We start from the raw sequence: 23,793 nt of genomic DNA, 5'->3' as shown, positions 1-23,793 counted from the left end.
CCGCGAGCATCAGGTCGCACCATCGTGTTCAGGCGAGCTGACGCTATCGTAACTTGACGCTGATCGGCCGTTCGCGTGGTGCGAGGCCGCTCGGAGTGTGTCGAGTCAGAATGTGAAGAGATCAAATAAAAATACCGGGCAACACCAGCCACCGTTAAACACGGGAGCGGACAGGCCGGTTCGGCTAGAGATCAGAAAAAATCAGGCGGGGGGACGTAGCAATGGCGCCAGTCGGCGCAGCGGCCTGGCAAACAAAGTCGCAGGCGGGATAAAGCGAAGTGAACAAAAAAGCTGGCAACAAACCCTGTAGCTGCGTGATCGCAGTGTTTGACGTGAGGCCCACACTGCGCAATCAGGGATGCGAAGCGTGAGCCGACCGGGCGATTGATACGTGTGATTCCATCCATAGTGCGTTGGTATTTCCTGTGCAGTGACGGGTTTCCTTTTTAGCTATACCGCACACAAAGCGTCTGAATCAAGGCTTGGACGGGCACAAGGCCGACATAATCGACCGCCGGGCCCGCCCAAAGACCTTGCCGCTGGCAGTCGAAAGCCCTGCCCTGTACGCGTTTCAGAGCGGTTCTTCAGCCCCCGTTCAATTGCTCGATCAAGACCTTGTTGAAGCCTGGCGGATCTTCCATTTGCGGTGCGTGGCCCATGCCCGGAAACTCCACAAGGGTAGCCCCGGGAATCAGCTTGGCAGCCTGTTTGCCCAGTACCGTGTAATCGCCGATCCGGGCTTTGACTTCGGGAGAGGCAATATCGCTGCCGATGGCCGTGGTATCGGCATCACCAATCAGCAACACCGTCGGCACCTTGAGCGCCGGTAGCTCATAGAACACTGGCTGGGTAAAAATCATGTCGTAGATCAAGGCCGAGTTCCAGGCCACACGCTTGTGCCCGGGGCCCTTGTTCAGCCCGGCCAGCATATCGACCCAGCGATCGTATTCAGGCTTCCAGCGCCCGCCGTAATAGGTGCTCTGTTCGTACTTGCGAATGCCTTCGGCGCTCAACTTGAGCTCGCGTTCGTACCATTGATCGATCGTGCGCCAAGGTACGCCCAGGGCTTTCCAGTCCTCCAGGCCAATCGGGTTGACCAGCACCAGTTTTTCGGTCTCTGGCGCGTACATCAAGGCGTAACGGGTGGCCAGCATGCCGCCCGTGGAGTGACCCACGACACTGGCCTTGTCAATGCCAAGACTTGTCAGCAACGCGTGGGTATTGTCGGCCAATTGCTGGAAACTGTACTGATAATACTCAGGTTTGCTTGAGGTACAAAAACCGATCTGATCGGCCGCCACCACGCGATATCCCGCTGCACTCAAGGCCTTGATGCTGTCCCCCCATGTGGCGGCACAGAAATTTTTTCCGTGCATCAACACGGCCGTGCGGCCATTGGCCTTACCGCTGGGTGAAATGTCCATATAGCCCATCTGCACGGGTTGCCCCTGGGAGTTGAACTCAAACCGATGCAGCGGATACGGATACTCAAAGCCTTGAAGCTCCTCACCATAAACCGGGCCAGGGGCTGAAGGCGCGGCGACTGCCAGCAAGGGCAAGGTGCAGGCCAGGGCCATGCATGAACGCAGGCATCTAGAAAAAGCCATGAATCACTCCTCAATAGTCCGAGTGCTCATAGTGCACTATTCACTCAAGGTAAGCGGTCAGCATGCCCGGTCAACTGTATGATGGCGCACTTGAAAAACAGGCCACGGTTTAAAGCCAGCCCGGGTCGGCCATCGTTTAGGAGCTTTGCATGAACATGCTTTACCGGACTCTCAGCACGGGAACGTCCGCCCCGAGGTTCGCGCTCAATTCACTGACCCTCGGCCTGTTGCTGGCCAGCGCAGTACCCGATGCCCTGGCCGCCTCCACCGAGCTGCCCGCCACCGCCGTGACCGCCGACGACAGCACCGGCTACCGGGCTGACAGCGCCTGGGTGGGCGGCTTCGGCCCGGCCCCCTTACTCGACACGCCGGCCTCGGTGTCAGTGTTTACCGAAGCGCTGCTCAAGGACCAACAGGCCCGCCTGCTCAGCGAAGTGCTCAGAAACGACGCGTCGGTGGGTGAAAGTTATGCGCCAATTGGCTACTACGAAAACTTTGTGGTGCGCGGTTTTTCGCTGAACTCGGCCAGCAGCTACAAGATCAATGGCCGCACCGTGACCGGCGAGCAAAATGTCGGCCTCGAAAACAAACAGCAGGTAGAACTGCTCAAAGGTCTGTCGGGCCTGCAAAGCGGCGTCTCGGAGCCGGGCGGTGTGGTCAATTACGTGACCAAGCGCGCCGCCGATGTCCGCTCCGTCACGGTCTCCACCGATGACCGGGGCAGCGGCTACCTGGCCACCGATGTCGGAGGCTGGTTCGGCAGCGAACAACAGTTCGGGTTGCGCGCCAACTTCGCCCATGAAGACATTCACTCCTATGTCGAGCATGCCAATGGCCAGCGCGATTTCGCCGCGGTGGCCTTCGACTGGAACATCAGCCCCGATGCACTCCTGCAACTGGACGTTGAATACCAGAACAAGGAACAGCGCTCGGTGCCGGGCTATCAGTTGCTCGGCGGTACGCAGCTGCCACACCACGCTTCACCGAAAAAACTGTTGGCGCACCAGAGCGGCTCCAAACCGGTGACCATTGATGCACTGAATATCAACGGCAACTTCGAGTACCGGTTCAGCGACACCTGGAAAGGCAACCTCAGCGCTTCCCGCAGCCGGGTCGTGATCGATGATTACAGCTCGTTTGCCTGGGGCTGTTACGCTGCCTCCGGTTGCGCTGGCACCGCGGTGCCCAACTATTTCAGCCCTGACGGCGAGTACGACATCTATGACTTTCGCAGCCCTGACGACACCCGGCGCAACGACGAAGTGCAGGCTGCGCTCAACGGCCAGTTCGATACCGCCGGTCTTGGCCACGAACTGACGGTGGGCACCAGCGCCTTTCGCCGTGTGGTGGACCAGCGCGAGTTGATCAACGCGTGGATCGGCAGCGGCACTATCGACCGTGAGCCGCCAGACTTTACGCGCTACGACGGCCCGGTCAACGACAGCTATCGCCGACTCGACAGCCGTCAGTACGGGCTGTTTTTCAGCGACCGCATCACCTTCAACGAGCAGTGGCAAACCGTGCTCGGTGGCCGTGAAGTGCGGTTGGATGAAAAGACCTTCGACGATCAGCACGCCACCACCCGCCACACCCAGCGCTACGAGTTCCTGCCCCAGGCCGCGCTGATCTACAAACCGGTGCCCGACCTGACGCTCTACACCTCGTACAGCAAGGGCCTGTCCCTGGGCGGCGAGGCGCCGTGGTTTGCCGATAATGCCTTTGAGATCCTCGCGCCCACCGTGTCGCGCCAGATCGAGGCCGGGATCAAGTACGACTGGCAACGCATGACCTACAGCGCCACGCTGTTCCAGATTCGCCAGGCGTACCAGTACAGCCGCCCGAATGACGATGGCTCATTCACCTTCGCGCAACAGGGCGAGCAGAAAAACACCGGGCTCGAACTCGCGGCCAACGGCTGGGCCACCCAGCGCCTGCAGGTATCCGCCAGTGTCGCGGCGATCCGGGCGCGGGTCAGCGGCAGCGGCACGCCGGCCTATGAGGACCACCAGACCCTCAACGTGCCCACTGTGCGCGCCAGTCTCTATGGCGACTACGCCCTGCCCTGGTTCGACGGTCTGGCCGTGCTGGGCGGGGTGCAATACAGCGGTAAAAAGTATGCCAACCAGCAGGGCGAAGTTGAGGTCGGCTCATACGCCATCTTCAACATCGGCAGCCGCTATTCCACCCGTATCGATGGCTACGACACAGTGTTTCGCCTGAGCGTCGACAACCTGTTCGACAAGCGTTACTGGCGTGACGCGGGGGAATACATGGGCGACAACTACCTGTTCCAGGGCGCGCCGCTGACCGCACGACTGAGCGCTTCCATCAATTTTTGACCCTCCCCTGCCTGCAGGCGCCCGTGCGCTTGCAGGTACACACCTTCGATCCGGCCGAAGCAGAATTTAATTGATAGCTCCCTAACAAAGGTGCAGGCTAGAGGGCTTGGCCCGGCTTTCTATCATTCTTGATGATAATGACCTTCGCTGGGTTCGATTCGTGCGCCAGCACGCACGCCAGCATTATCCGCCCATCTCAATAGATTGGCGGACTCCCCCCATGGAACAGTCACTTAAACATTTGCGCTTCCCACTGGCGGCTTTGGCCATCGTGGTGATGAGTGCATGCGGCAAAACTCCAGAAGCGACTGCTCAGGCGCCCGCCGCAAAAGTCAGCGTTGCCAAAGTGCTTGAACAGCCGGTCAATGAATGGGACGAATTCACAGGGCGTCTCGAAGCGCCGGAAACCGTGGAGATCCGTCCTCGCGTGTCGGGCCAGATTGATCAGGTCGCCTTTACCGAGGGCGCCCTGGTGAAAAAGGGCGACATCCTGTTCCAGATCGACCCGCGTCCATTCCAGGCCGAGGTCCGACGCCTTGAGGCCCAGGTCCAACAAGCCCGCGCCAATGCGACCCGCAGCGAAAACGAAGCACGCCGTGGTGAGCGCCTGCGCCAGAGCAACGCCATTTCCGCTGAACTGGCCGATTCGCGCAGCACCGCCTCGCAGCAAGCCCGCGCTGCCGTGGCGGCGATGCAGGCCGAACTGGACCTGGCCAAGCTCAACCTGAGCTTTACCCGCGTGACCTCGCCCATCAGTGGTCGCGTCAGCCGTGCGGAAATCACCGCGGGCAACATCGTCACCGCCGATATCACGCCGCTGACCAGCGTGGTCTCGACCGACAAGGTTTATGCCTACTTCGATGCCGATGAACGGGTCTACCTCAAGTACACCCAACTGGCTCGCCAGGGCCAGCGCGGTCAAACCACACCGGTTTACCTCGGTCTGTCCAACGAAGACGGCAACCCGCACCTGGGGCACATGAACTTCGTCGACAACCAGGTCAATCCGAAAACCGGCACCATCCGTGGCCGCGCGGTCTTTGACAACGCCGATGGCAGCTTCACCCCGGGGCTTTACGCCCGCTTGAAGCTGGTGGGCAGCGGCACCTACTCCGCCGTGCTGATCAATGACGAAGCGGTCGGCACCGATCTGGGCAAGAAGTTCGTGCTGGTGATGGGCCCGGACAACACGTCGGTGTATCGCGCGGTGGATCTGGGGCCGAAAATCGAAGGCCTGCGCATTGTCCGCAAAGGCCTGAACAAGGACGACACCATTATCGTCAAGGGCTTGCAGCGGGTTCGTCCGGGTTCGCCGGTCACCCCTGAAGTGATCCCGATGGCCAGCGAACAAACGCTGGCCGCACTGGCACAACAACGACAAGCCCTCGAAGCCAACAACACGCCTCAGGACAAGCCTGCTGCCGGCGCGCCGAAACTGGCCAGCGTCGCGGCTCCGCGCGGTTAAGGGACGATAACTCCGATGAATTTTTCCCAGTTCTTCATTCAGCGGCCGATTTTCGCCGCCGTGCTTTCGTTATTGATCCTGATTGCGGGCAGCATTTCGCTGTTCCAATTGCCGATCAGCGAATACCCCGAAGTCGTGCCGCCCACCGTAGTGGTGCGTGCCAACTTCCCGGGTGCCAACCCCAAAGTGATCGGCGAAACCGTCGCCGCGCCGCTGGAACAGGCCATCACCGGTGTCGAAAACATGCTGTACATGTCTTCGCAGTCCACCGCTGACGGCAAAATCACCCTGACCATCACCTTTGCTCTGGGTACCGACCTGGACAACGCACAGGTTCAGGTGCAAAACCGTGTCACCCGGACCCAGCCCAAGCTGCCGGAAGAGGTGACGCGCATCGGCATTACCGTGGACAAGGCCTCCCCCGACCTGACCATGGTGGTGCACTTGACCTCGCCGGATCAGCGCTACGACATGCTGTACCTGTCGAACTACGCCATTCTCAACATCAAGGATGAACTGGCGCGACTCGGTGGCGTGGGCGACGTGCAGCTGTTCGGCATGGGCGACTACTCGCTGCGGGTATGGCTCGATCCAAACAAAACCGCTTCACGCAACCTGACCGCAACCGATGTGGTCACCGCCATTCGCGAGCAGAACCGTCAGGTGGCTGCCGGTGCCCTGGGCGCCCCGCCTGCCCCCAGCGCCACCAGCTTCCAGTTGTCAGTGAACACCCAAGGCCGCCTGGTTTCTGAAGAGGAATTTGAAAACATCATCATCCGCTCCGGGGATGATGGCCAGATCACTCGCCTCAAGGACATCGCCCGGGTGGAGCTGGGGTCCAGCCAATACGCACTGCGCTCCTTGCTCAACAATCAGCCGGCCGTGGCGATCCCGATCTTCCAGCGTCCGGGCTCCAATGCCATCGACATCTCCAACGATGTCCGGGCAAAAATGACCGAGCTTAAGCAGAGCTTCCCGGAAGGCATGGATTTCGAGATCGTCTATGACCCGACCATCTTTGTCCGGGGCTCGATCGAAGCGGTCATTCATACCCTGTTTGAAGCACTGATCCTGGTGGTACTGGTTGTCATCCTGTTCCTGCAGACCTGGCGTGCCTCGATCATTCCGTTGGTTGCGGTTCCGGTTTCGCTGATCGGTACGTTTGCCGTGATGCACATGTTCGGTTTCTCGCTCAATGCCCTGTCGTTGTTCGGCCTGGTGCTGGCCATCGGGATCGTGGTCGACGATGCGATCGTGGTGGTGGAAAACGTCGAGCGGAACATCGAACTGGGACTCAACCCGGTGGATGCCACCAAGCGGGCAATGCGGGAAGTGACCGGGCCGATCATCGCCACGGCGCTGGTGCTGTGCGCCGTATTTATTCCGGCGGCCTTCATCTCGGGCCTCACCGGGCAGTTCTATAAGCAGTTCGCGCTGACCATTGCCATTTCCACCGTGATTTCAGCGTTCAACTCGCTGACCTTGTCCCCGGCACTGGCAGCCGTCCTGCTCAAAGGCCATCATGCGCCCAAGGACCGTTTCACCCGCCTGCTCGATCGCTTGTTCGGCGGCTGGTTGTTCCGCCCGTTCAACCGCTTCTTCGAAAAGGCCAGCCACGGCTATGTCGGTGCAGTTCGCCGGATCATTCGCGGCAGCGGCATCGCCATGCTGCTGTACGCGGGCTTAATGGCCCTGACCTGGCTCGGCTTTGCCAACACCCCGACCGGTTTCGTGCCACCCCAGGACAAGCAATACCTGGTGGCCTTTGCCCAACTGCCGGACGCCGCAAGCCTGGACCGCAGCGAAGACGTGATCAAGCGCATGTCCGAGCTCGCCCTCAAGCAACCGGGGGTGGCCAACTCCATCGCTTTCCCGGGGCTGTCGATCAACGGTTTCACCAACAGCCCGAACAGCGGCATCGTGTTCGTGGCCCTCAAGGACTTCGATCAGCGTAAAGACCCGAGCCAGTCTGCCGCGGCGATTGCGGCCACGCTGAATGCCCAGTACGCGGACATTCAGGAAGCCTACATCGCGATCTTCCCGCCACCGCCGGTACAAGGCCTGGGCACCATTGGCGGTTTCCGCCTGCAGGTCGAAGACCGGGCCGGCCTGGGTTATGACGCCCTGTACAAAGAAGTGCAGAACGTCATCGCCAAGAGCCACAACGTGCCGGAACTGGCCGGGTTGTTCACCAGCTATCAGGTCAACGTGCCTCAGGTCGATGCCGCTATCGACCGTGAAAAGGCCAAGACCCACGGCGTCGCAATCAGTGACATCTTCGACACCCTGCAGATCTACCTGGGTTCGCTGTATGCCAACGATTTCAACCGCTTCGGGCGTACTTATCAGGTCAATGTTCAAGCCGAGCAGCAGTTCCGTCTGGAGCCTGAGCAGATTGGCCAACTGAAAGTGCGCAACAACAAGGGCGAGATGATCCCGCTGGCCACCTTTATCAAGATCAGCGACACCGCCGGTCCGGATCGGGTGATGCATTACAACGGCTTCGTGACCGCTGAAATCAACGGTGCCGCAGCACCGGGCTACAGCTCGGGCCAGGCAGAAGCCGCCATTGAAAAACTGCTGAAGGAAGAGCTGCCCAACGGCATGACCTACGAGTGGACGGAGCTGACGTACCAGCAAATCCTCTCGGGCAACACTGCGCTGTTCGTGTTCCCGCTGTGCGTGCTGCTGGCATTCCTGGTACTGGCGGCTCAATACGAGAGCTGGAGCCTGCCGCTGGCGGTCATCCTGATCGTACCGATGACTCTGTTGTCGGCGATTACCGGGGTCATCCTGTCGGGGGGAGACAACAACATCTTCACCCAGATCGGCTTGATCGTACTGGTGGGGTTGGCGTGCAAGAACGCGATTTTGATTGTCGAGTTCGCCAAGGATAAACAAGAGGAAGGCCTCGACCCGCTGGCAGCGGTGTTGGAAGCCTGCCGCCTGCGTCTGCGGCCGATCCTGATGACCTCCTTCGCCTTCATCATGGGCGTGGTCCCTCTGGTGTTCTCCAGCGGTGCCGGTGCTGAAATGCGCCATGCGATGGGTGTTGCGGTGTTCTCCGGGATGCTCGGGGTGACCTTTTTCGGCCTGATGCTGACCCCGGTGTTCTATGTATTGATCCGCCGCTACGTGGAGCGCAACGAAGCCCGCAAAGCGGCCAGGCACTTGAAGTTGGAGTCGCAGCAATGATCCCTAAAGTCTTCCTCCCGAGCCTGTTGGTGCTGGCCTTGAGTGCCTGCGTCGTCGGCCCGGACTACACAACGCCCAAGACGGAACCGGCGCAGATCAGTGCCGACAACCTCAAGGGCTTTGACCGGGCGCATTTTGAAGGGATCTGGTGGCAGCAGTTCGACGACCCGACCCTCAACCAGCTGGTGACCCGTTCGCTGACCGGTAACCGCGAATTGCGTGTGGCCTTTGCCCGTCTGCGGGCTGCCCGGGCAATTCGCGACGACGTCAGCAATGACCTCATGCCGACCATTACCAGCCGTGCCAGCAGCGATGTGGGCAAGGGCCAGATTCCGGGCCAGACCGAACAGCGTGTCAACAGTGAGCGCTACGATCTGGGCCTGGACATGGCATGGGAAATCGACCTGTTCGGCCGTATCCAGCGCCAACTGGAAGCCAGCGACGCCGATGAGCAGGTGGCTGCAGCGGATTTGTACCAACTGCAAGTCACGATGATTGCCGAACTGGTGGATGCCTACGGTGAACTGCGGGGTGCGCAATTGCGCGAGCAGATTGCCCTGGCCAACCTGAAAAACCAGCAAGACTCCAAAACCATCACCGAAAGCCTGCGTGATGCGGGCGTCGGCGATCAATTGGATGTGATGCGGGCGGATGCTCGCCTGGCTGCCGTTGAAGCCAGCGTGCCGCAACTGCAAGCGGTACAGGTCCGCCAGCGCAACCGCATCGCCACCTTACTCGGTGAGCGTCCCGAAAAACTGAGCGTGGACTTGAGCCCGGCTCAACTGCCGGCCATCGCCAAGGCATTGAATATCGGTAACCCGGGTGACTTGCTGCAACGGCGTCCGGACATCCTGAGCGCCGAACGCAAACTGGCTGCAGCCACCGCGCGCATCGGGGTGGCCAAAGCCGACTTGTTCCCTCGGGTCAGCCTCAGCGGCTTCCTTGGTTTCACTGCCGGACGCGGCTCACAAATCGGTTCGGCTGCGGCCAATGCCTGGGCTCTCGGCCCGCGCATCACCTGGCCGGCGTTCGACCTGGGCAGCGTTCGTGCACGTCTGCGTGGGGCTGATGCCGAGGCTGAAGGCGCATTGGCCAGTTACGAGCAGCAGGTATTGCTGGCCCTTGAAGAGTCGGAGAACGCCTTCAGTGACTATGGCAAACGCCAGCAACGACTGGTTTCGTTGATCCGCCAAAGTGAATCAAGCCGCACGGCGGCCGATTTGGCGGCTATCCGCTACCGCGAGGGCACGGTGGACTTTCTGGTCCTGCTTGATGCCCAGCGCGAGCGCCTGGCGGCCGAAGACAGTCAGGCCCAGGCCGAGGTCGAGCTGTATCGCGGCGTCGTCGCCATCTACAAAGCCTTGGGCGGCGGCTGGCAGCCTGAGGCGGTAGCCATCGCCCATTGATGTAAAGAGCTCCTTTGGTTGGCCGCAACCAACCATTTTTAGCCCCGCGCTCATTCGGTCGCGGGGCTTTTTTTATTGCGCTCACCCGCTCTTGCCCTGCCAACAGCGCGCATTGTTACCAATCCGGAAAGACTGCTTGGCGATCTTTTGACTTTAATCAATGTTTCAGAGGGGTATTCTATGTTCATCCCTCGCTACTGCATTGAAACAGGGCACGGTACTTCGTGTTGCACTACAGCACCCAACAGTGCAACAACTTCTCCCGCCCGTCCGGCAATTGAAGTCAGTGATTCGTGATTGTTTTAAGGTTATCCAAGATGAAATGTTTGATTGCACTTGCATTGATTGGTTTCTCAACACTGGCCGCTGCCGATGAACTTAAAGTTGCCCAGCAACTTGAAGTTGAACACTACACTTACGCCACTGACCTCGACATTGCCAAAGTCATCAGCGTGTCACCGGCTGCCGATGTATGCGACGTGGTACCAGCACAAATGACCTATGAAGACCACCAAGGCCAGCGCCACATACTCGAATACCGCGTCATGGGCAACGGCTGCTCCAACGGCTAAGACCCGACCCGGCAGCAACGCCCGCGCCAGGCCCTCGTTTAACGAGGGCTTTTTTATATAAACCCATGACGACGGTTCAAACAATCAAGGGGGTGCTGAGGTGATCGAGGTCAGTCTTGATATTGACGTTTAGAAAACTGCACTCGCGCTACTATCGTTCCCCCCCTGACTTCTCAATCCCCCCCAACAACCCCCTTAAATACGCCTGCGCTATAACCATCTTAAACTTGACTGACGCCGGGCGTTTGTCAACATCATGGATACTGAGTTTTCCGTTCTCGAGACAAGAACTTTGACTCTGTAAAGCCCCCTGAAATTCCGCCCATTCATGTATCTTTAAGACCCTTCCGGCAACGAAAAAGCCTTGTGTCTTTCGTGGAAAAACCCTAGCAAGGACAACCGCCAGAGACATGTTCTTCCCCCCTTTCATCAAATCTTCGAAGTCGAGATTGCCAGCGTGTTTTGCGGTAATCCATGAAGCGCTTTTATGGGGCGTGCTGTCTGTACCGCGTCAGGGGTGACACTCACCGCGTACATAGGGCTTGCTTCAACCTTCCCGCTGGTCGAAGCTTGCAGCCTTTAGGCTCGCCTGTTTCTGGATATTGCATGACCCAGCCTCGCCGCTATCTGGTTCTAAGTCTTCTGTCTGCGCTGGTCGCGGCTGGCCTGTGGTATGGGATGCGGCCAGCCCCTTCAGTCACCTCCCCGACCGTCAGCTACAACTATGCCCAGGCCCTGGAGCTCGCGCACAACGGCCAGCCAGGGGCTGCCCGCGTGCTGTATCAGCAACTGGCACGCACTGATCTTTCCGACAGTCGCCGGGCCGGCCTGCATGCAGAGCTGCCCAATTATCCGAGCCCGCAGGCGCTGAAACTGGCGGATGCCGATTTACTGCACCCCTCGCCGCTGGTACGTGAAGCCGCCATTCAGAGCATTGTCGGCCTGGTGCCCAACGCTCAGCGCACGCTGCTGCTGGGGCCATTGCTCGATGATGCCGAACAACGCGTACGCTTTGCCGCCGCCAACGCCTTGCTGGGGCTTTCCCCTGATGAACAAGGGCTTTATTTCGCCCCCTTGCAGCAGGTGATCGATGAATACGAACGCGCGCTGATCACCCAGCCGGACAACCCTCAGGCACAAGGTCAGCTCGCTCGCCTGTATCTGCATGAAGGTCAGCTGGACAAGGCCCAGGACGCCCTGGAGAAGGTCACGGCCCTGGAACCGGACAACCTCAAAGCGGTGGTGGCTCAGGTCGAACTGCTGGAAAAGCGCGGCCAGTCCGATCAAGCGCGCCAATTACTGGCCAGGCAACTGGAGAAACATCCGGACTCGGCTTATCTACAACACGCACTCGGTATCTGGCTGCTTAACCATGACCAAACAGAATATGCATTGCTGGGGTTGGCCAAAGCCGTCGAGCTGGAACCCGATAACAGTGACTATCGCTACAAACTGGCTGTCGCACTGCATGACCTCGAACAACTGGAAGCCGCTCAGCGCCAACTGGAAGAGCTGCTGCTGCGTCAGCCTGCCAATCGCAAGGCCCGGGTGTTGTTGATCAACTACTGGAAACAAGCCGGGCAGCTGCAAAATGTCCAGGTGTTGCTGGCGCAACTGGAACAACAGAATCCGGATGACCCTGCCTTGCAACAAGGGCTTTAGCCGGCCTTACGTACTCAAAAAAGTATTCAATAAGGCCTTTCACAGCCATTTGAATATTTTTCAGAACAGGTTGAACCGCTGCCTGGCCCCACGGTCAAGACCTATAACCACGTGTGCGTGGCTTCAGGTTATAAACCCGTGACAAAAGGCGGTAGATTCTGTGATTGCATGTGGCCCTATCGAAGAGCGCGCGCTGGTGTTTGCGCCTCCTGGCCCGGACAGTGCCGTTCATCTGCAATGGCTCGAAGCGGCCGGTGAGAGCAGCCATTGCGTGACGGGCATGGAGCCCTTGCTCCACGAACTCCGCATCGGCGCGGGCGTTCTGGTCATCGCCGTGATGCCGGCTCAGGCCTCCCTGCTTGACCCACTGCTCACCTTCCTCAATCAGCAGCCCCCTTGGTCAGATCTGCCTGTCATCGTGCTCGCCCCGCAACAAGGTCTAAGCCCCTCCCAAGTCCAGGCATTAAGTGAGCAACTGGGTAACCTGACCATCATTGAAGCGCCATGGTCCCGAACAACCTTCAGCAGTCTGGTGCAGAACGCAGTGCGCGCTCGTCGCAGGCAATATGCGTCCAGAGACTGTTCCATGGTGCTGACCGAACATCAAAACCAGCTTAACAATATGCTGCAAGCCATTGATAAAAAAGAAAGTACCCCATTAGATTTGACACAAAGGCAGGATGAAAATCTGCTGCATACCCATTTGGAAGCAGTCGGTCAGCTTGCAGGCGGCATCGCCCATGATTTCAATAACATGCTGGCAGGAATCATCGGCAGCCTTGAATTGTTGCGCAGACGCTTGGCCCGGGGGAAAACCGATGACCTCGACAAGTTGATCGATTTGGGCATCACTTCCGCCAACCGGGCGGCGGGTTTGACTCATCGCCTGCTGGCATTTGCTCGGAACCAGCCACTGGATTCCAAGCCAGTGGCCATGAATGACTGGCTGCAGGGCATGCGTGTGCCCCTGCAGAATCATCTGGCAGACAATATCGAGTTGTGTCTGGGGAGCACCGAGTGTCTGTGGACGGCCGAAATTGACCCGCTGCAACTTGAAAACGCGTTGCTGCACCTTGTGTCGAACGCCTGTGATGCGATGCCGCACGGTGGGCAATTCACGATCACAGCGTCCAATCAACACCTGGACCCTGCCTTTTGCGAGAGCCGCGCGCACCTCACCCCTGGCGACTACGTTGTGCTGAACGTGTCAGACAATGGTCATGGCATGCCACAGAATGTCCTCAAGCACGCTTTTGACCCCTTTTTCACCACAAAAGGCATCGGTCAGGGGACAGGGCTCGGGCTGTCGATGATTTACGGGTTCTGCAAGCAATCACGTGGCCATGTCAGCATCGAAAGCCAGGAATCGTTGGGGACGACGGTCATGCTGTATCTGCCAAGGCTCAAGACTGCTCCACAACACAGCGAGGCGGACAGTACGCTGCCAGCACCACCGGCCCTCGGTGCCGAAAAAACAGTGCTGCTGGTCGAAGACGATGCGGCCGTGCGAGAAGTGGTGACGCAAGTGCTGTGCGATCAGGGATTCAAGGTGTTCAGCGCCATGGATGCCGACAGCGCACTGCCTGTGATCGAGTCGGCTCAGCCGATTGACCTGATGATCAGCGATGTCGGCCTGCCCGGAATCAGCGGCCGACAGCTGGCCGATATGAGCCGCCAGGTTCGGCCGGATCTGACCATCCTTTTCATCACCGGCTACGCGCGGCAAGCCACCGTGCACAGCGGGTTCCTGGCGCCTGGCATGCATTTGCTGAGCAAGCCGTTCACCCTCGAGCGACTCACGGCCAAGGTCAACGAAATGCTCCCCCGCCAATGACCTCAGGCCAGTAGTTTGCGGATCTTCGCTTGCAGGGTATCGAGATCGAAAGGCTTGGCCAGAATAGGTGCGGTGAGGGTAATGGGGCTACCGGTGTCGCGAATTTCTGCGGGGTAGCCACTGATAAAAATCACCTTCAGATCGGGCCGCAGCTTCAGCGCGGGTTCAGCGATCTGCACCCCGGAAATACCTCCGGGCAATCGAAAATCAGTGATCATCAAGTCCAGATGCGGCTTGCTCGCCAGGATCTCGAACGCCTGCTCACCGTTTTCAGCCTGTAGAACCCTGTAGCCTTCACCTGCCAGGTAGGCGCTCAATACCATCAGGATCGAGGGGTCGTCTTCGACAATCAGAACAACATCTTGTGCATCTTCACTCATGGGAAAACCTTAATCGGTATCATTGCTGCCCATACGACCGCGGTCGTCGTCATAGGTTGCGCTCGTTTGTACCAGAGGCAGACACACTTTGAACAGCGCGCCCTCACCCAGGGCGCTCTGCACAGAAATCGTTCCGCTGTGAGCGGCAATGATCTGCTCGGAGATAAACAGCCCCAGCCCTAGCCCGGCGGTCACATGACTGGCTGAAACCCGCTCGAACTGCTGAAAGACCCGCTGCTGGTTCTCTTCGCTGATGCCGATGCCTTGGTCGCGGACAGTGATCACGGCGCAATCTCCTTCGGCATATACCGACACTTCGATTGGCTTGTTCGCACCATAACGCAAGGCATTGGTAAGCAGGTTCGACACCACCTGCTCGATGCGGAACTCGTCCCAGTGCCCGATCACCGGCTGTTCGGCCGTAAAGTTGACGCTGGAGTGCGCCGCACTGATCTGCGGGGCAAAGCTTTCCAGCAAGTTACCTATCGCACGCGACAAGTCAAATTCGACCGGGCGGATAGACAGTTTACCGGTACGAATGCGTGACACGTCGAGCATGTCTTCGATCAAGCGGATCAGGCTCTGGATCTGGCGTTCGTCGCGATCGACCATCGCCTGCATCTTGTCCAGGGTAAAAGCAGCCGCGTTGTCCCGCGCCAGGTGCATCTTGCGCAGCTGCGTTTCCAGGATCAGCCCGTTGAGCGGCGTGCGGACTTCATGGGAGACAATCGACATGAAGTCGTCGCGCATGCGGATTGCATGCTCGAGCTCACCCTGGGTCACCTGCAATTGCGCAAGCAGGGTTTCCTGCTCTCGGCGGCTTTGTTCCAGAGCCTCGAGCTGTTGCTTCAAGGCCTTGCTCTGCCGATAAAGGTCGACGAACACATTGACCTTGCTCTTGACCGCATGGATATCCAGGGGCTTGTGCAAAAAGTCGACGGCGCCGCTTTCATAGCCCTTGAAGGCATAGTTCATCTCACGCCCGGCAGCGCTGACAAAAACGATCGGGATGTTTTTGGTTTTTTCCGTGCCGCGCATCAGTTCGGCCAGCTCAAAGCCATTCATCCCCGGCATTTGCACGTCAAGAATGGCGATCGCGAACTCGTGTTGCAGCAGCAATGACAATGCCTCGTCCGCAGACAACGCCTTGTAGACCGTACGATCCTCGCGCTTGATCAACGCTTCGAGCGCCAGCAGGTTCTCTGGCAGATCATCAACGATCAATAGCTTGGCTTGAATATCACTTAGTAGCATTCGATTCGTTCCAGCTCGACTAGCAGACGGCCGATGCCGTGCAAAGGAAGGATGTAATCCGGCTTGAGGCGCGCCAGTGCCGCATTCGGCATGGTCGAAACCAGTGCTTCGTCAGGGTCCTGGACGATCGTCAGGCCGCCTTGCTGGCTGACCATTTCCAATCCGTGAGCCCCATCCTGATTGGCTCCTGTCAGCAAGATTGCGGCCAGGGCATGTTGGTACACATCAGCGGCAGACTCGAACAGGTAATCAATCGAGGGGCGTGAGTAATGCACGCGCTCCTCACGGCTTAACGAAAAACTGCGGTCCCGTTCCACCGATACATGATAGCCGGGTGCTGCGAAATACAAGGTGCCCTGCAATATCGGCTCCTTGTCGTCCACTTCTTTGACCGGGAGGCTGATTCGCCGGGAAAAGACCTCAGCCAATTGACTGCGGCGCTCATCCGGTACGTGCAAGACCACGATGATCGGCAGCCTGAAGCCCGTCTTCAATCCGGTAAATATGCTCAGCAGCGCCTCAACGCCCCCCGCAGAAGCGCCAACAACAATGGCCTGCACTGGACGCAGACTAGCGGTATCTGCCTTCATAGTTTGCGGTAGATCCGTTCATGTTTGAGTAAGGGCGTGAACTGCTTGCTGTAGTCCGAGAAATCCAGGGTTTCCTTACTGCCCAGCATCAGGAAACCGCGGTGGCACAGCGACTCGTGAAACAAGCCAAAGGTCCTGTTTTGCAGGTTTTTATTGAAATAAATCAATACGTTACGACATGAAATTAAATGAGTCTCTGAAAATACGCTGTCCGTCGCCAGGCTGTGATCGGCGAAGGTCACGTTCTCGCACAGGGACTTGTCAAAAATCGCGTAATCGTAGGCCGCCGTGTAGTAATCCGAGAAAGCGCGTTGCCCGCCTGATTTCTGGTAGTTCAGGGTATAGGCCCGGATATTCTCCATCGAGAAAATGCCTTGCTTGGCTTTTTCCAGTGAGCGCGGGTTGATATCAGTGGCGTAGATGATGGTGCGATCCAGCAAGCCCTCTTCGCGCAGGAGGATAGCCATCGAATAGACTTCCTCGCCGGTGCTGCAGCCCGCGATCCAGATCTTGAGCGACGGATAGGTCTTGAGAAACGGCACCACCTCCTGGCGGATCGCCAGAAAGTGCTCAGGATCACGAAACATCTCACTGACCGGAATCGTCAGGTACTGCAGCAACTGCATGAAGGCTGTCGGGTCATGCAGCACCCGCTCCTGGAGGGCCGAGATGGTGCTGCACTCGAACTGGCGCATGGCATGGTGTACCCGGCGCTTCACCGACGCGCCGGAGTAGTCACGAAAGTCGTAGCTGTATTTGAGGTAAATCGCCTCGATCAACAGCCGCAACTCGATGTCTGTGCTTCGTTGCACTTATATACGTTCCATTTTCGGTAGCCACACCCGGATCAACGAAAACAACCGATCCAGATCAATGGGTTTTGCCAGGTAATCGTTAGTGCCTGCCTGCAGGCACCGCTCCTGGTCGTCCTTCATGGCCTTGGCCGTGACCGCAATGATCGGTAGCTTGCGCCAGCGCGGGTTCTTGCGGATTTCAATGGTGGCTTCATAGCCATCCATTTCCGGCATCATCACATCCATCAGCACCAGATCGATGTCCTCGACCTCGTTCAGCCGTTCAATGGCCTCACGGCCGTTGCGCCCGATCACGACAATCGCGCCCTTTTGCTCAAGGGCACTGGTGAGGGCGAAGATATTGCGAACGTCGTCGTCCACCAACAGAATCTTGCGCCCTTCAAACACCTTGTCGCGGCTGCGGGCGGTCTTGAGCATCGTTTGCCGCTCATGGGACAGCTGAGATTCGACTTTGTGCAGAAATAATGTCACTTCATCCAGCAAGCGCTCAGGCGAGCGGGCGCCCTTGATAATGATCGAGCGCGAGTACTTGCGCAGCTCGGCCTCTTCATCGCGGGTCAGGTTGCGCCCGGTATAGACGATCACCGGCGGGAACGAGCAGATGTCCTCGGTGGACATGCGCTTGAGCAAGTCATTGCCCAGCATGTCCGGCAACTTGAGGTCGATGATCATGCAGTCGTAAATATTCGTGCGCAGCAGTTCGAGTGCCTCATGGGCAAAGCCCACGGCGGTAATCTCGATGTCTTCATCGCCGATCAGGCGCGCAATGCTATCGCGCTGCAGGTCATCATCCTCGACCAGCAACACGCGTTTGACCTTCTGCGCAAGCTTGGCCTCGAGGCGTGCGAACACGGTTTTCAATTCTTCACGGGATGTCGGTTTGATTGCGTAACCGATGGCGCCCATGTGCATTGCGGCTTCGATGCGGTCTTCCACCGAGATCACGTGCACCGGGATGTGCCGGGTGGGGGCCAATGCCTTGAGCCGCTGCAACACGGTCAGGCCGGATTGGTCCGGCAGGCGCATGTCGAGCAGAATGGCATCAGGCAGGAATTGCGCCGCGAGGTTGAAACCTTCGTCCGCCCCATGGGCCACCAGGCAGTGATATCCCAGTTCATGCGCCAGATCGAAGAGGATGTGCGCAAAGTTGGGCTCATCTTCGATCACCAGAATGCAACGCGTGGCGAACGGGGCCTTTTCCCGGTCATCCATGAATCGCGGTATCTCGACCACCGGCACGGCTATCGGCGCAGGCACGGGCCTTGGCATCACCGGAGCCACCCGCACCGGCGCACTGAGCGGAATCGGTGGCTGTTGGTCATCGTGCTCAACGAATTGTTCAGGCAACACCAGGGTAAACGTACTGCCCTGCCCCGGCTCGCTGACAACGCTGATGTTCCCACCGAGCAAGTTCGCCAGATCACGGGAAATCGACAACCCCAGGCCAGTACCGCCATAGCGCCGGTTGGTGGTGCCATCCGCCTGACGGAAGGCCTCGAAGATGCTTTCCTGTTGCTCTGGAGCGATGCCGATACCCGAGTCGCGCACGGCAAAGACAATGCCGTGGCCCGGCTGGCTCGCTACGGTCAGGCTGACCTGACCTTTCTCGGTGAATTTGATCGCATTCGACAGCAGGTTTTTCAGGATCTGCTCCAGTCGCTGGCTGTCGGTATAAATCATCGCCGGCGTGCCGGGCTGCAACTCAACCCGCAAGTTCAGGGATTTGTCCGCGGCCAGCGGCTCGAACATACCGCGCAGACCTTCCACCACCCGTGCCACACCGGTATTTTCGGGGCGGACTTCGAGCTTGCCCGCTTCCACTTTGGAAATATCCAGGATGTCGTTGATCAGGTTGAGCAAGTCATTACCGGCGGAGTAGATCGATTCGGAAAACTTGACCTGCTCGGGCGAAAGGTTGCCCTGCGGGTTTTCCGACAGGAGTTTGGCCAGGATCAATGAGCTATTGAGCGGCGTCCTCAGCTCGTGAGACATGTTGGCCAGGAATTCGGACTTGTACTTGCTGGAGCGCAGCAACTCGTCGGCCCGCTCCTCGAGCTGGATCTGGGCCCGATTCAGTTCATTGTTCTTCTGGTCCATCGCATCACGCTGACCGGCCAGCGCAAGTGCCTGGTCTGCCAGTTGCTCGTTGGTCTGTTCCAGCTCTGCCTGCTGGGTTTCGAGGTGGGTCTGCGACTCCTTGAGGATGCGCGACTGCTCTTCCAGCTCTTCATTGGCGGTCTTGAGCTCTTCCTGCTGCACTTGCAGCTCTTCATTCAACTGCTGGGTCTCGGCCAGCACTTCCTGCAGGCGCTGGCGATAGCGCGCGGCTTCGATGGACATGCCGATATTGTCGGCAATCAACTCGAACAGTTCGATATCGCGCTGAACCAGCGGCCGCAGAAAACCCAGTTCGACAACCCCGTTAACCCGGTCATCGTCACTGGTCGGCACGATAATCACGCTACCCGGCGTGCCTTCGCCCAGCCCTGAACTGACCTTGAAATAATCCGCCGGAACATTGTCCAGACGGATCAGTTGATCCTGTTGCGCGGCCTGACCGACCAGGCCTTCATCGTTATGGATCAACTGGTCCCGGGCTTCCTGCTCCCTGGAAAACCCGTAGCTGGCCACACGCTTCAGACCGCCATGGTCTTCACGCACATAAATGGCGCCGACCACCGCGCCCAGGTACTGGGCGCAAAACTGCAGAATGTTGCGCCCCAGCATGTTGAGGGTCAGGCGGCCCAGCACCTGTTCCGCCAGTTCGGTTTGCCCGTTACGCAGCCAGCCCTGATGCTCCAGGCGTTTGGCCGTCTGCAGCTGCGACGCCAACGTCGCGCTGTAACTGCTTGATAGATTGAGCAAATCACGGCGACCAATGTAGGCGAGAAGACCACTGACACCCAGGACAAAGATCAAATACAGACCGATGCTGATAAACGTCGTGCGGCTCACGTCCGTGCTGCGCGCCACACGCAACTGCTGCTCCATCGCAATGAAGTTGTCGAATTCCTTACGCACCTGATCACTCAGTTGCTTGCCGCGCCCGGCCTGAACGGCAGCGCTGTAGTCACCGTGATTACGGCGCATGTCAATCATCGACTGGGCGTACTCACTCCAGTCCAACTGCAAGGTTTCCAGGCGCTTGAGGCGATCGACCTGCTGCGGGTTATCACTGACCATGTTTTGCAGAGTCAGCAGTTGAGCCTTGATTTGCGGTTTGGCCACTTCATACGGGTCAAGGAAATGCTCATCACCGGTAATCAGATAACCGCGCATGCCGGTTTCCAGATCGACTGCCAGTCTGACGGCCTCATTGGCATTGCTGATCACCCGGTCGGTGTGCTCGAGCCACTGCATCACGGTCAACAAGTAGCTGATCATCGCCACAAACAGCACGGCGCTAAGCACGCCCACACCCAAGGGCAAACCGACGTTGCGACTCAGGAGCTTGCGGAAGCTTTTCTCATCAACTGCTGCAGGTGATTTCATTTTTTCTGGCCCGTGGACAGTCATAAAAAACCGCAAGTTTGCCGGATAACCCCCGGTACAAGCTATTTTCTTACGCGAAATCGCTAAATTTCTTACATAAATCTGCCTACACCTATCGCTAAGCGCTATTCTGGCAGAACTTGTACAGACGTAATTTTTGTACAGGCGCGGATACATGTCCGGGCTACATCTTGGCACTGCCTGCCAGCACTCCCTGGCCCCTTCACCCGCGCTCAATATTTTCTTGGGGTAACCACTATGCCTGCAACACCCTCCACCATCCTGGTGGTCGAAGACGACGACATCGTGCGCATGCTGATTGTCGACGTACTACAAGAGCTGGGTTTCAGCGTGCTTGAGGCTGACGGCAGCGCGCGGGCAATTGAATTGCTTGAAGATACAAATCAGCGTATTGATCTGCTGATGACCGACGTCGGACTACCAGGCATGGACGGTCGGGCGCTGGCACAAAAAGCCCGTGAGCTGCGCCAGTCACTGCCCATCCTGTTTGCCAGTGGCTACGCGGATACCGTTGAGGTTGAGGAAGGCATGGCGATAATTGGCAAACCGTTCTCGATTGATCAGTTACGGGACAAGGTCAAAAGCATGCTGGGGATCTGACCCGGCTTTTTGCAGGCCATGGCGAATTGACGGTGGCTTGCCGCTGTGCTCTCCTACACATCTTGTATCAGGTGCCCTTCACTGGGTGAAACGGGAAACCGGTGCGTCAGGCGTTAATCGCCCTGACAAGTCCGGCGCTGCCCCCGCAACGGTAAGCGAGAGAAACATCTAATCCACTGTGCTCAGGCATGGGAAGGTGATGTTGCAGGCTCAGATGGCATGAGCCCCTCGCAAGCCCGGAGACCGGCCTGGTCACGTAAATAACAAACCCGCGGTGGGCGGGCGCTGTTGAACCCTGCGAGCTTCGTTCGCGGGTTTGTTGCGCTCTGATGCCCGCTGCCTGACCCGAGGCCAGCGCCATGTCCATCAGCACCCGCCACACGCACTCAGCCACCGCCGCCACGTCCACCCGTAGCCAGCGCCTTGCCGTCGCCATCGGTGCCACGGTGCTGGGAGCTTTCCTCGTCTACTTTGCAGGCTTCTCGCATATCGAGGCCGTTCACAACGCAGCGCATGACACCCGTCACAGCGCGGCCTTTCCGTGCCATTGAGACTGCCTGCCATGATCAAGCGTATTGCTCAAACCGCCGGGTTCACCGGCTTGCTGGCCGCGTTGTTGCTGACGGTGCTGCAAAGCCTGTGGGTCTCCCCGCTGATTCTCCAGGCAGAAACCTACGAAACACCGGCTGCCAGCGAAGTACATGAACATGCAAACAGCAGCGTAGCCGGCCATGCCCACGACGCTGAAGCCTGGGAACCGGAAGATGGCTGGCAGCGCGTGCTGTCGACCACAGGTGGCAATCTGGTGGTTGCGGTGGGTTTTGCCCTGATGCTCGCCGGCCTGTACACCTTGCGCAGACCCACGCGCACCTCTCAGGGTTTGCTCTGGGGCCTGGCCGGTTATGCCACGTTCTGCCTGGCGCCAACCCTGGGCCTACCACCCGAGTTGCCAGGCACGGCGGCGGCTGACTTGCTGCAACGGCAGATCTGGTGGATCACTACGGCCGCCTCGACCGCTGTCGGCATTGCACTGCTGGCCTTTGGCAAACATTGGGCGTTGAAGCTACTGGCGGTGGCCATCGTGCTGGTACCCCACGTCTTTGGCGCGCCTCAACCGCTGGTGCATTCCAGTCTGGCCCCGCAAGAACTGGAATCACAGTTCAAGATCGCCTCGCAATTGACCAACCTGGCGTTCTGGCTGGCCCTGGGTGTTATCAGCACCTGGTTGTTCCGGCGTAATCCGCAGGATCAATACCCGGCATGATGAGGCCCGCCTCGGCGCCCGTCCTGGTGATGGGCCTAGGCTGCCGCCAGGGTTGCAGTGCTGATGATTTATGGGCACTGATCGAAGCGTCACTCAGGGAGGCCGGGATTGCCCTGAGCGCGATCTGCGGCCTGGCCAGTATCGAACACAAACGCGGGGAGCCGGGGCTGATCGAGCTGGAGGCACGGCTCGCCTTGCCATTGACCTTGTTCAATGCCGAGCGGCTAGCGCCTTATGCATCACAGCTCAGCCAGCGCTCGGCCATTGCATTCGAGCAAACCGGTTGCTTTGGCGTTGCGGAAAGTTCAGCCCTGGCGCTGGCCGGGCAACTGGCTGGCACCCCGGCACGCCTGTTGATCACCCGCAAGCATTCGCCGGTGGCAACCTTTGCATTGGCCTGCGCCGGGTAAAAACCGGGATAATCCCCTGCCTCACTATGAGCGTTGTTCAAGAACAGCTCTATCTCGACCTTTTCCAGAGACTGCCATGACTGTTTATTTCATCGGTGCCGGGCCCGGCGATCCAGAGCTGATTACCGTCAAGGGCCAGCGCCTGATCCGCAGCTGCCCGGTGATCATTTACGCGGGCTCGCTGGTGCCGGCCGCAGTACTTGAAGGCCATCAGGCTGAACAGGTGATCAATAGCGCCGAGTTGCACCTTGAGCAAATCATCGCCCTGATCAAGGCCGCAGACGCCAAGGGCCAGGATGTAGCCCGGGTACACTCCGGCGATCCTTCGCTGTATGGCGCGATTGGCGAGCAGATTCGCTGCCTGCGTGAGCTGGGTATCGCCTTCGAGATCATTCCCGGGGTCACCGCCACCGCCGCCTGCGCCGCGATACTCGGCGCAGAATTGACTCTTCCGGATATCTCGCAGACTGTGATCCTGACCCGCTACGCGGAAAAAACCGTGATGCCGGCAGGCGAAGAACTGGCCAGCCTGGCACAGCACAAGGCAACCATGGCGATTCATCTGGGGGTGAAGAACCTTGAGGCGATCGTCGCCGAACTGACGCCACACTACGGCAGCGACTGCCCGATTGCCGTCATCCACCGTGCCAGCTGGCCCGATCAGGACTGGGTACAAGGCACTCTGGTAGACATTCTGGCGAAGGTTCAAGCCAAGGGTTTCAAACGTACAGCGTTGATTCTGGTGGGACGGGTACTGGCCAACGACAGCTTCTCGGCTTCTTCGCTGTACCGCGCAGGCCATGCGCATCTGTACCGGCCCTGAATCACCCCACACGACACAGCCGCCCTGTGTCGTGGGCATAAAAAAACGGTGCTCACGGGGCACC

General features: G+C 58.7%; 18 protein-coding genes and 1 riboswitch. Of the genes, 12 read left to right on the top strand and 6 right to left on the bottom strand.

All coding sequences use genetic code 11. From position 1 onward, the window contains the following. Window positions 1–584: 584 nt before the first annotated feature. Complete coding sequence (locus DQN55_RS10545) at window positions 585–1,577, bottom strand: alpha/beta fold hydrolase (RefSeq protein WP_088500015.1); 993 nt, start codon at window positions 1,575–1,577, stop codon at window positions 585–587. A gap of 179 nt (window positions 1,578–1,756) precedes the next feature. Here DQN55_RS10545 and DQN55_RS10540 point away from each other — a divergent pair, with 179 nt between their 5' ends. From DQN55_RS10540 to DQN55_RS10505, 7 genes are all read left to right on the top strand, one after another. Beyond that, window positions 1,757–3,946 (top strand): TonB-dependent siderophore receptor, encoded by a 2,190-nt coding sequence (locus DQN55_RS10540; RefSeq protein WP_048380140.1) that lies wholly within the window; start codon window positions 1,757–1,759, stop codon window positions 3,944–3,946. 220 nt (window positions 3,947–4,166) lie between these two features. After that, a complete protein-coding gene (gene mexE / locus DQN55_RS10535; RefSeq protein WP_048380142.1) occupies window positions 4,167–5,411 on the top strand; it encodes a multidrug efflux RND transporter periplasmic adaptor subunit MexE in 1,245 nt (414 codons plus the stop codon). A gap of 15 nt (window positions 5,412–5,426) precedes the next feature. Beyond that, a complete protein-coding gene (locus DQN55_RS10530; protein ID WP_048380144.1) occupies window positions 5,427–8,606 on the top strand; it encodes an efflux RND transporter permease subunit in 3,180 nt (1,059 codons plus the stop codon). After that, the gene (locus DQN55_RS10525) at window positions 8,603–10,012 is read left to right on the top strand and encodes an efflux transporter outer membrane subunit (protein WP_048380145.1); all 1,410 of its coding nucleotides are present in this window, start codon (window positions 8,603–8,605) and stop codon (window positions 10,010–10,012) included. The genes DQN55_RS10530 and DQN55_RS10525 overlap by 4 nt, the downstream gene beginning before the upstream one ends. Window positions 10,013–10,329: 317 nt before the next feature. Continuing rightward, the gene (locus DQN55_RS10520) at window positions 10,330–10,584 is read left to right on the top strand and encodes a DUF2790 domain-containing protein (protein ID WP_048380147.1); all 255 of its coding nucleotides are present in this window, start codon (window positions 10,330–10,332) and stop codon (window positions 10,582–10,584) included. Window positions 10,585–11,190: 606 nt separating this feature from the next. Then, window positions 11,191–12,246 carry a tetratricopeptide repeat protein gene (locus DQN55_RS10510; RefSeq protein ID WP_048380150.1) on the top strand — a complete coding sequence of 352 codons (1,056 nt, stop codon included), beginning with the start codon at window positions 11,191–11,193 and terminating at the stop codon, window positions 12,244–12,246. A 160-nt stretch (window positions 12,247–12,406) separates the two neighbouring features. Beyond that, window positions 12,407–14,080, top strand: coding sequence for an ATP-binding protein (locus DQN55_RS10505; RefSeq protein ID WP_048380153.1), 1,674 nt, complete (start codon window positions 12,407–12,409; stop codon window positions 14,078–14,080). 2 nt (window positions 14,081–14,082) lie between these two features. Here the strand turns inward: DQN55_RS10505 and DQN55_RS10500 are convergent, their stop codons facing one another. From DQN55_RS10500 to DQN55_RS10480, 5 genes are read right to left on the bottom strand one after another with little or no spacing between them, the layout of a single operon-like run. Then, the gene (locus DQN55_RS10500; protein ID WP_048380155.1) at window positions 14,083–14,460 is read right to left on the bottom strand and encodes a response regulator; all 378 of its coding nucleotides are present in this window, start codon (window positions 14,458–14,460) and stop codon (window positions 14,083–14,085) included. A gap of 9 nt (window positions 14,461–14,469) precedes the next feature. After that, window positions 14,470–15,714, bottom strand: a complete 1,245-nt coding sequence (locus tag DQN55_RS10495; RefSeq protein WP_048380157.1) for a hybrid sensor histidine kinase/response regulator — start codon at window positions 15,712–15,714, stop codon at window positions 14,470–14,472. Beyond that, window positions 15,705–16,304 (bottom strand): chemotaxis protein CheB, encoded by a 600-nt coding sequence (locus DQN55_RS10490; protein WP_048380159.1) that lies wholly within the window; start codon window positions 16,302–16,304, stop codon window positions 15,705–15,707. The genes DQN55_RS10495 and DQN55_RS10490 overlap by 10 nt, the downstream gene beginning before the upstream one ends. Continuing rightward, window positions 16,301–17,116, bottom strand: a complete 816-nt coding sequence (locus DQN55_RS10485; protein WP_048380161.1) for a CheR family methyltransferase — start codon at window positions 17,114–17,116, stop codon at window positions 16,301–16,303. The genes DQN55_RS10490 and DQN55_RS10485 overlap by 4 nt, the downstream gene beginning before the upstream one ends. Then, window positions 17,117–20,611 carry a response regulator gene (locus DQN55_RS10480; protein ID WP_048380665.1) on the bottom strand — a complete coding sequence of 1,165 codons (3,495 nt, stop codon included), beginning with the start codon at window positions 20,609–20,611 and terminating at the stop codon, window positions 17,117–17,119. A gap of 258 nt (window positions 20,612–20,869) precedes the next feature. On the opposite strand from DQN55_RS10480, the gene DQN55_RS10475 reads away from it, so the two are divergent. From DQN55_RS10475 to cobM, 5 genes are all read left to right on the top strand, one after another. Continuing rightward, the gene (locus tag DQN55_RS10475; RefSeq protein ID WP_048380163.1) at window positions 20,870–21,232 is read left to right on the top strand and encodes a response regulator; all 363 of its coding nucleotides are present in this window, start codon (window positions 20,870–20,872) and stop codon (window positions 21,230–21,232) included. Window positions 21,233–21,284: 52 nt separating this feature from the next. Then, window positions 21,285–21,498: riboswitch (cobalamin riboswitch) on the top strand. 93 nt (window positions 21,499–21,591) lie between these two features. Next, entirely contained in the window at window positions 21,592–21,783 is a 192-nt protein-coding gene (locus DQN55_RS10470; protein ID WP_074702919.1) for a CbtB domain-containing protein, read from the top strand. An 11-nt stretch (window positions 21,784–21,794) separates the two neighbouring features. Then, complete coding sequence (locus tag DQN55_RS10465; protein WP_048380166.1) at window positions 21,795–22,496, top strand: CbtA family protein; 702 nt, start codon at window positions 21,795–21,797, stop codon at window positions 22,494–22,496. Further along, window positions 22,493–22,906: a cobalamin biosynthesis protein gene (locus DQN55_RS10460; RefSeq protein WP_048380168.1), complete on the top strand. Its 414-nt coding sequence runs from the start codon at window positions 22,493–22,495 to the stop codon at window positions 22,904–22,906. The genes DQN55_RS10465 and DQN55_RS10460 overlap by 4 nt, the downstream gene beginning before the upstream one ends. Window positions 22,907–22,982: 76 nt before the next feature. Further along, window positions 22,983–23,729 carry a precorrin-4 C(11)-methyltransferase gene (gene cobM, locus DQN55_RS10455; RefSeq protein WP_048380170.1) on the top strand — a complete coding sequence of 249 codons (747 nt, stop codon included), beginning with the start codon at window positions 22,983–22,985 and terminating at the stop codon, window positions 23,727–23,729. Window positions 23,730–23,793 lie beyond the last annotated feature (64 nt).

Source organism: Pseudomonas taetrolens (genome assembly GCF_900475285.1).
Taxonomy (GTDB): domain Bacteria; phylum Pseudomonadota; class Gammaproteobacteria; order Pseudomonadales; family Pseudomonadaceae; genus Aquipseudomonas; species Aquipseudomonas taetrolens.
Note: the sequence above shows the minus strand (reverse complement) of the source record. Positions and strands in the feature narration are given on the sequence as shown.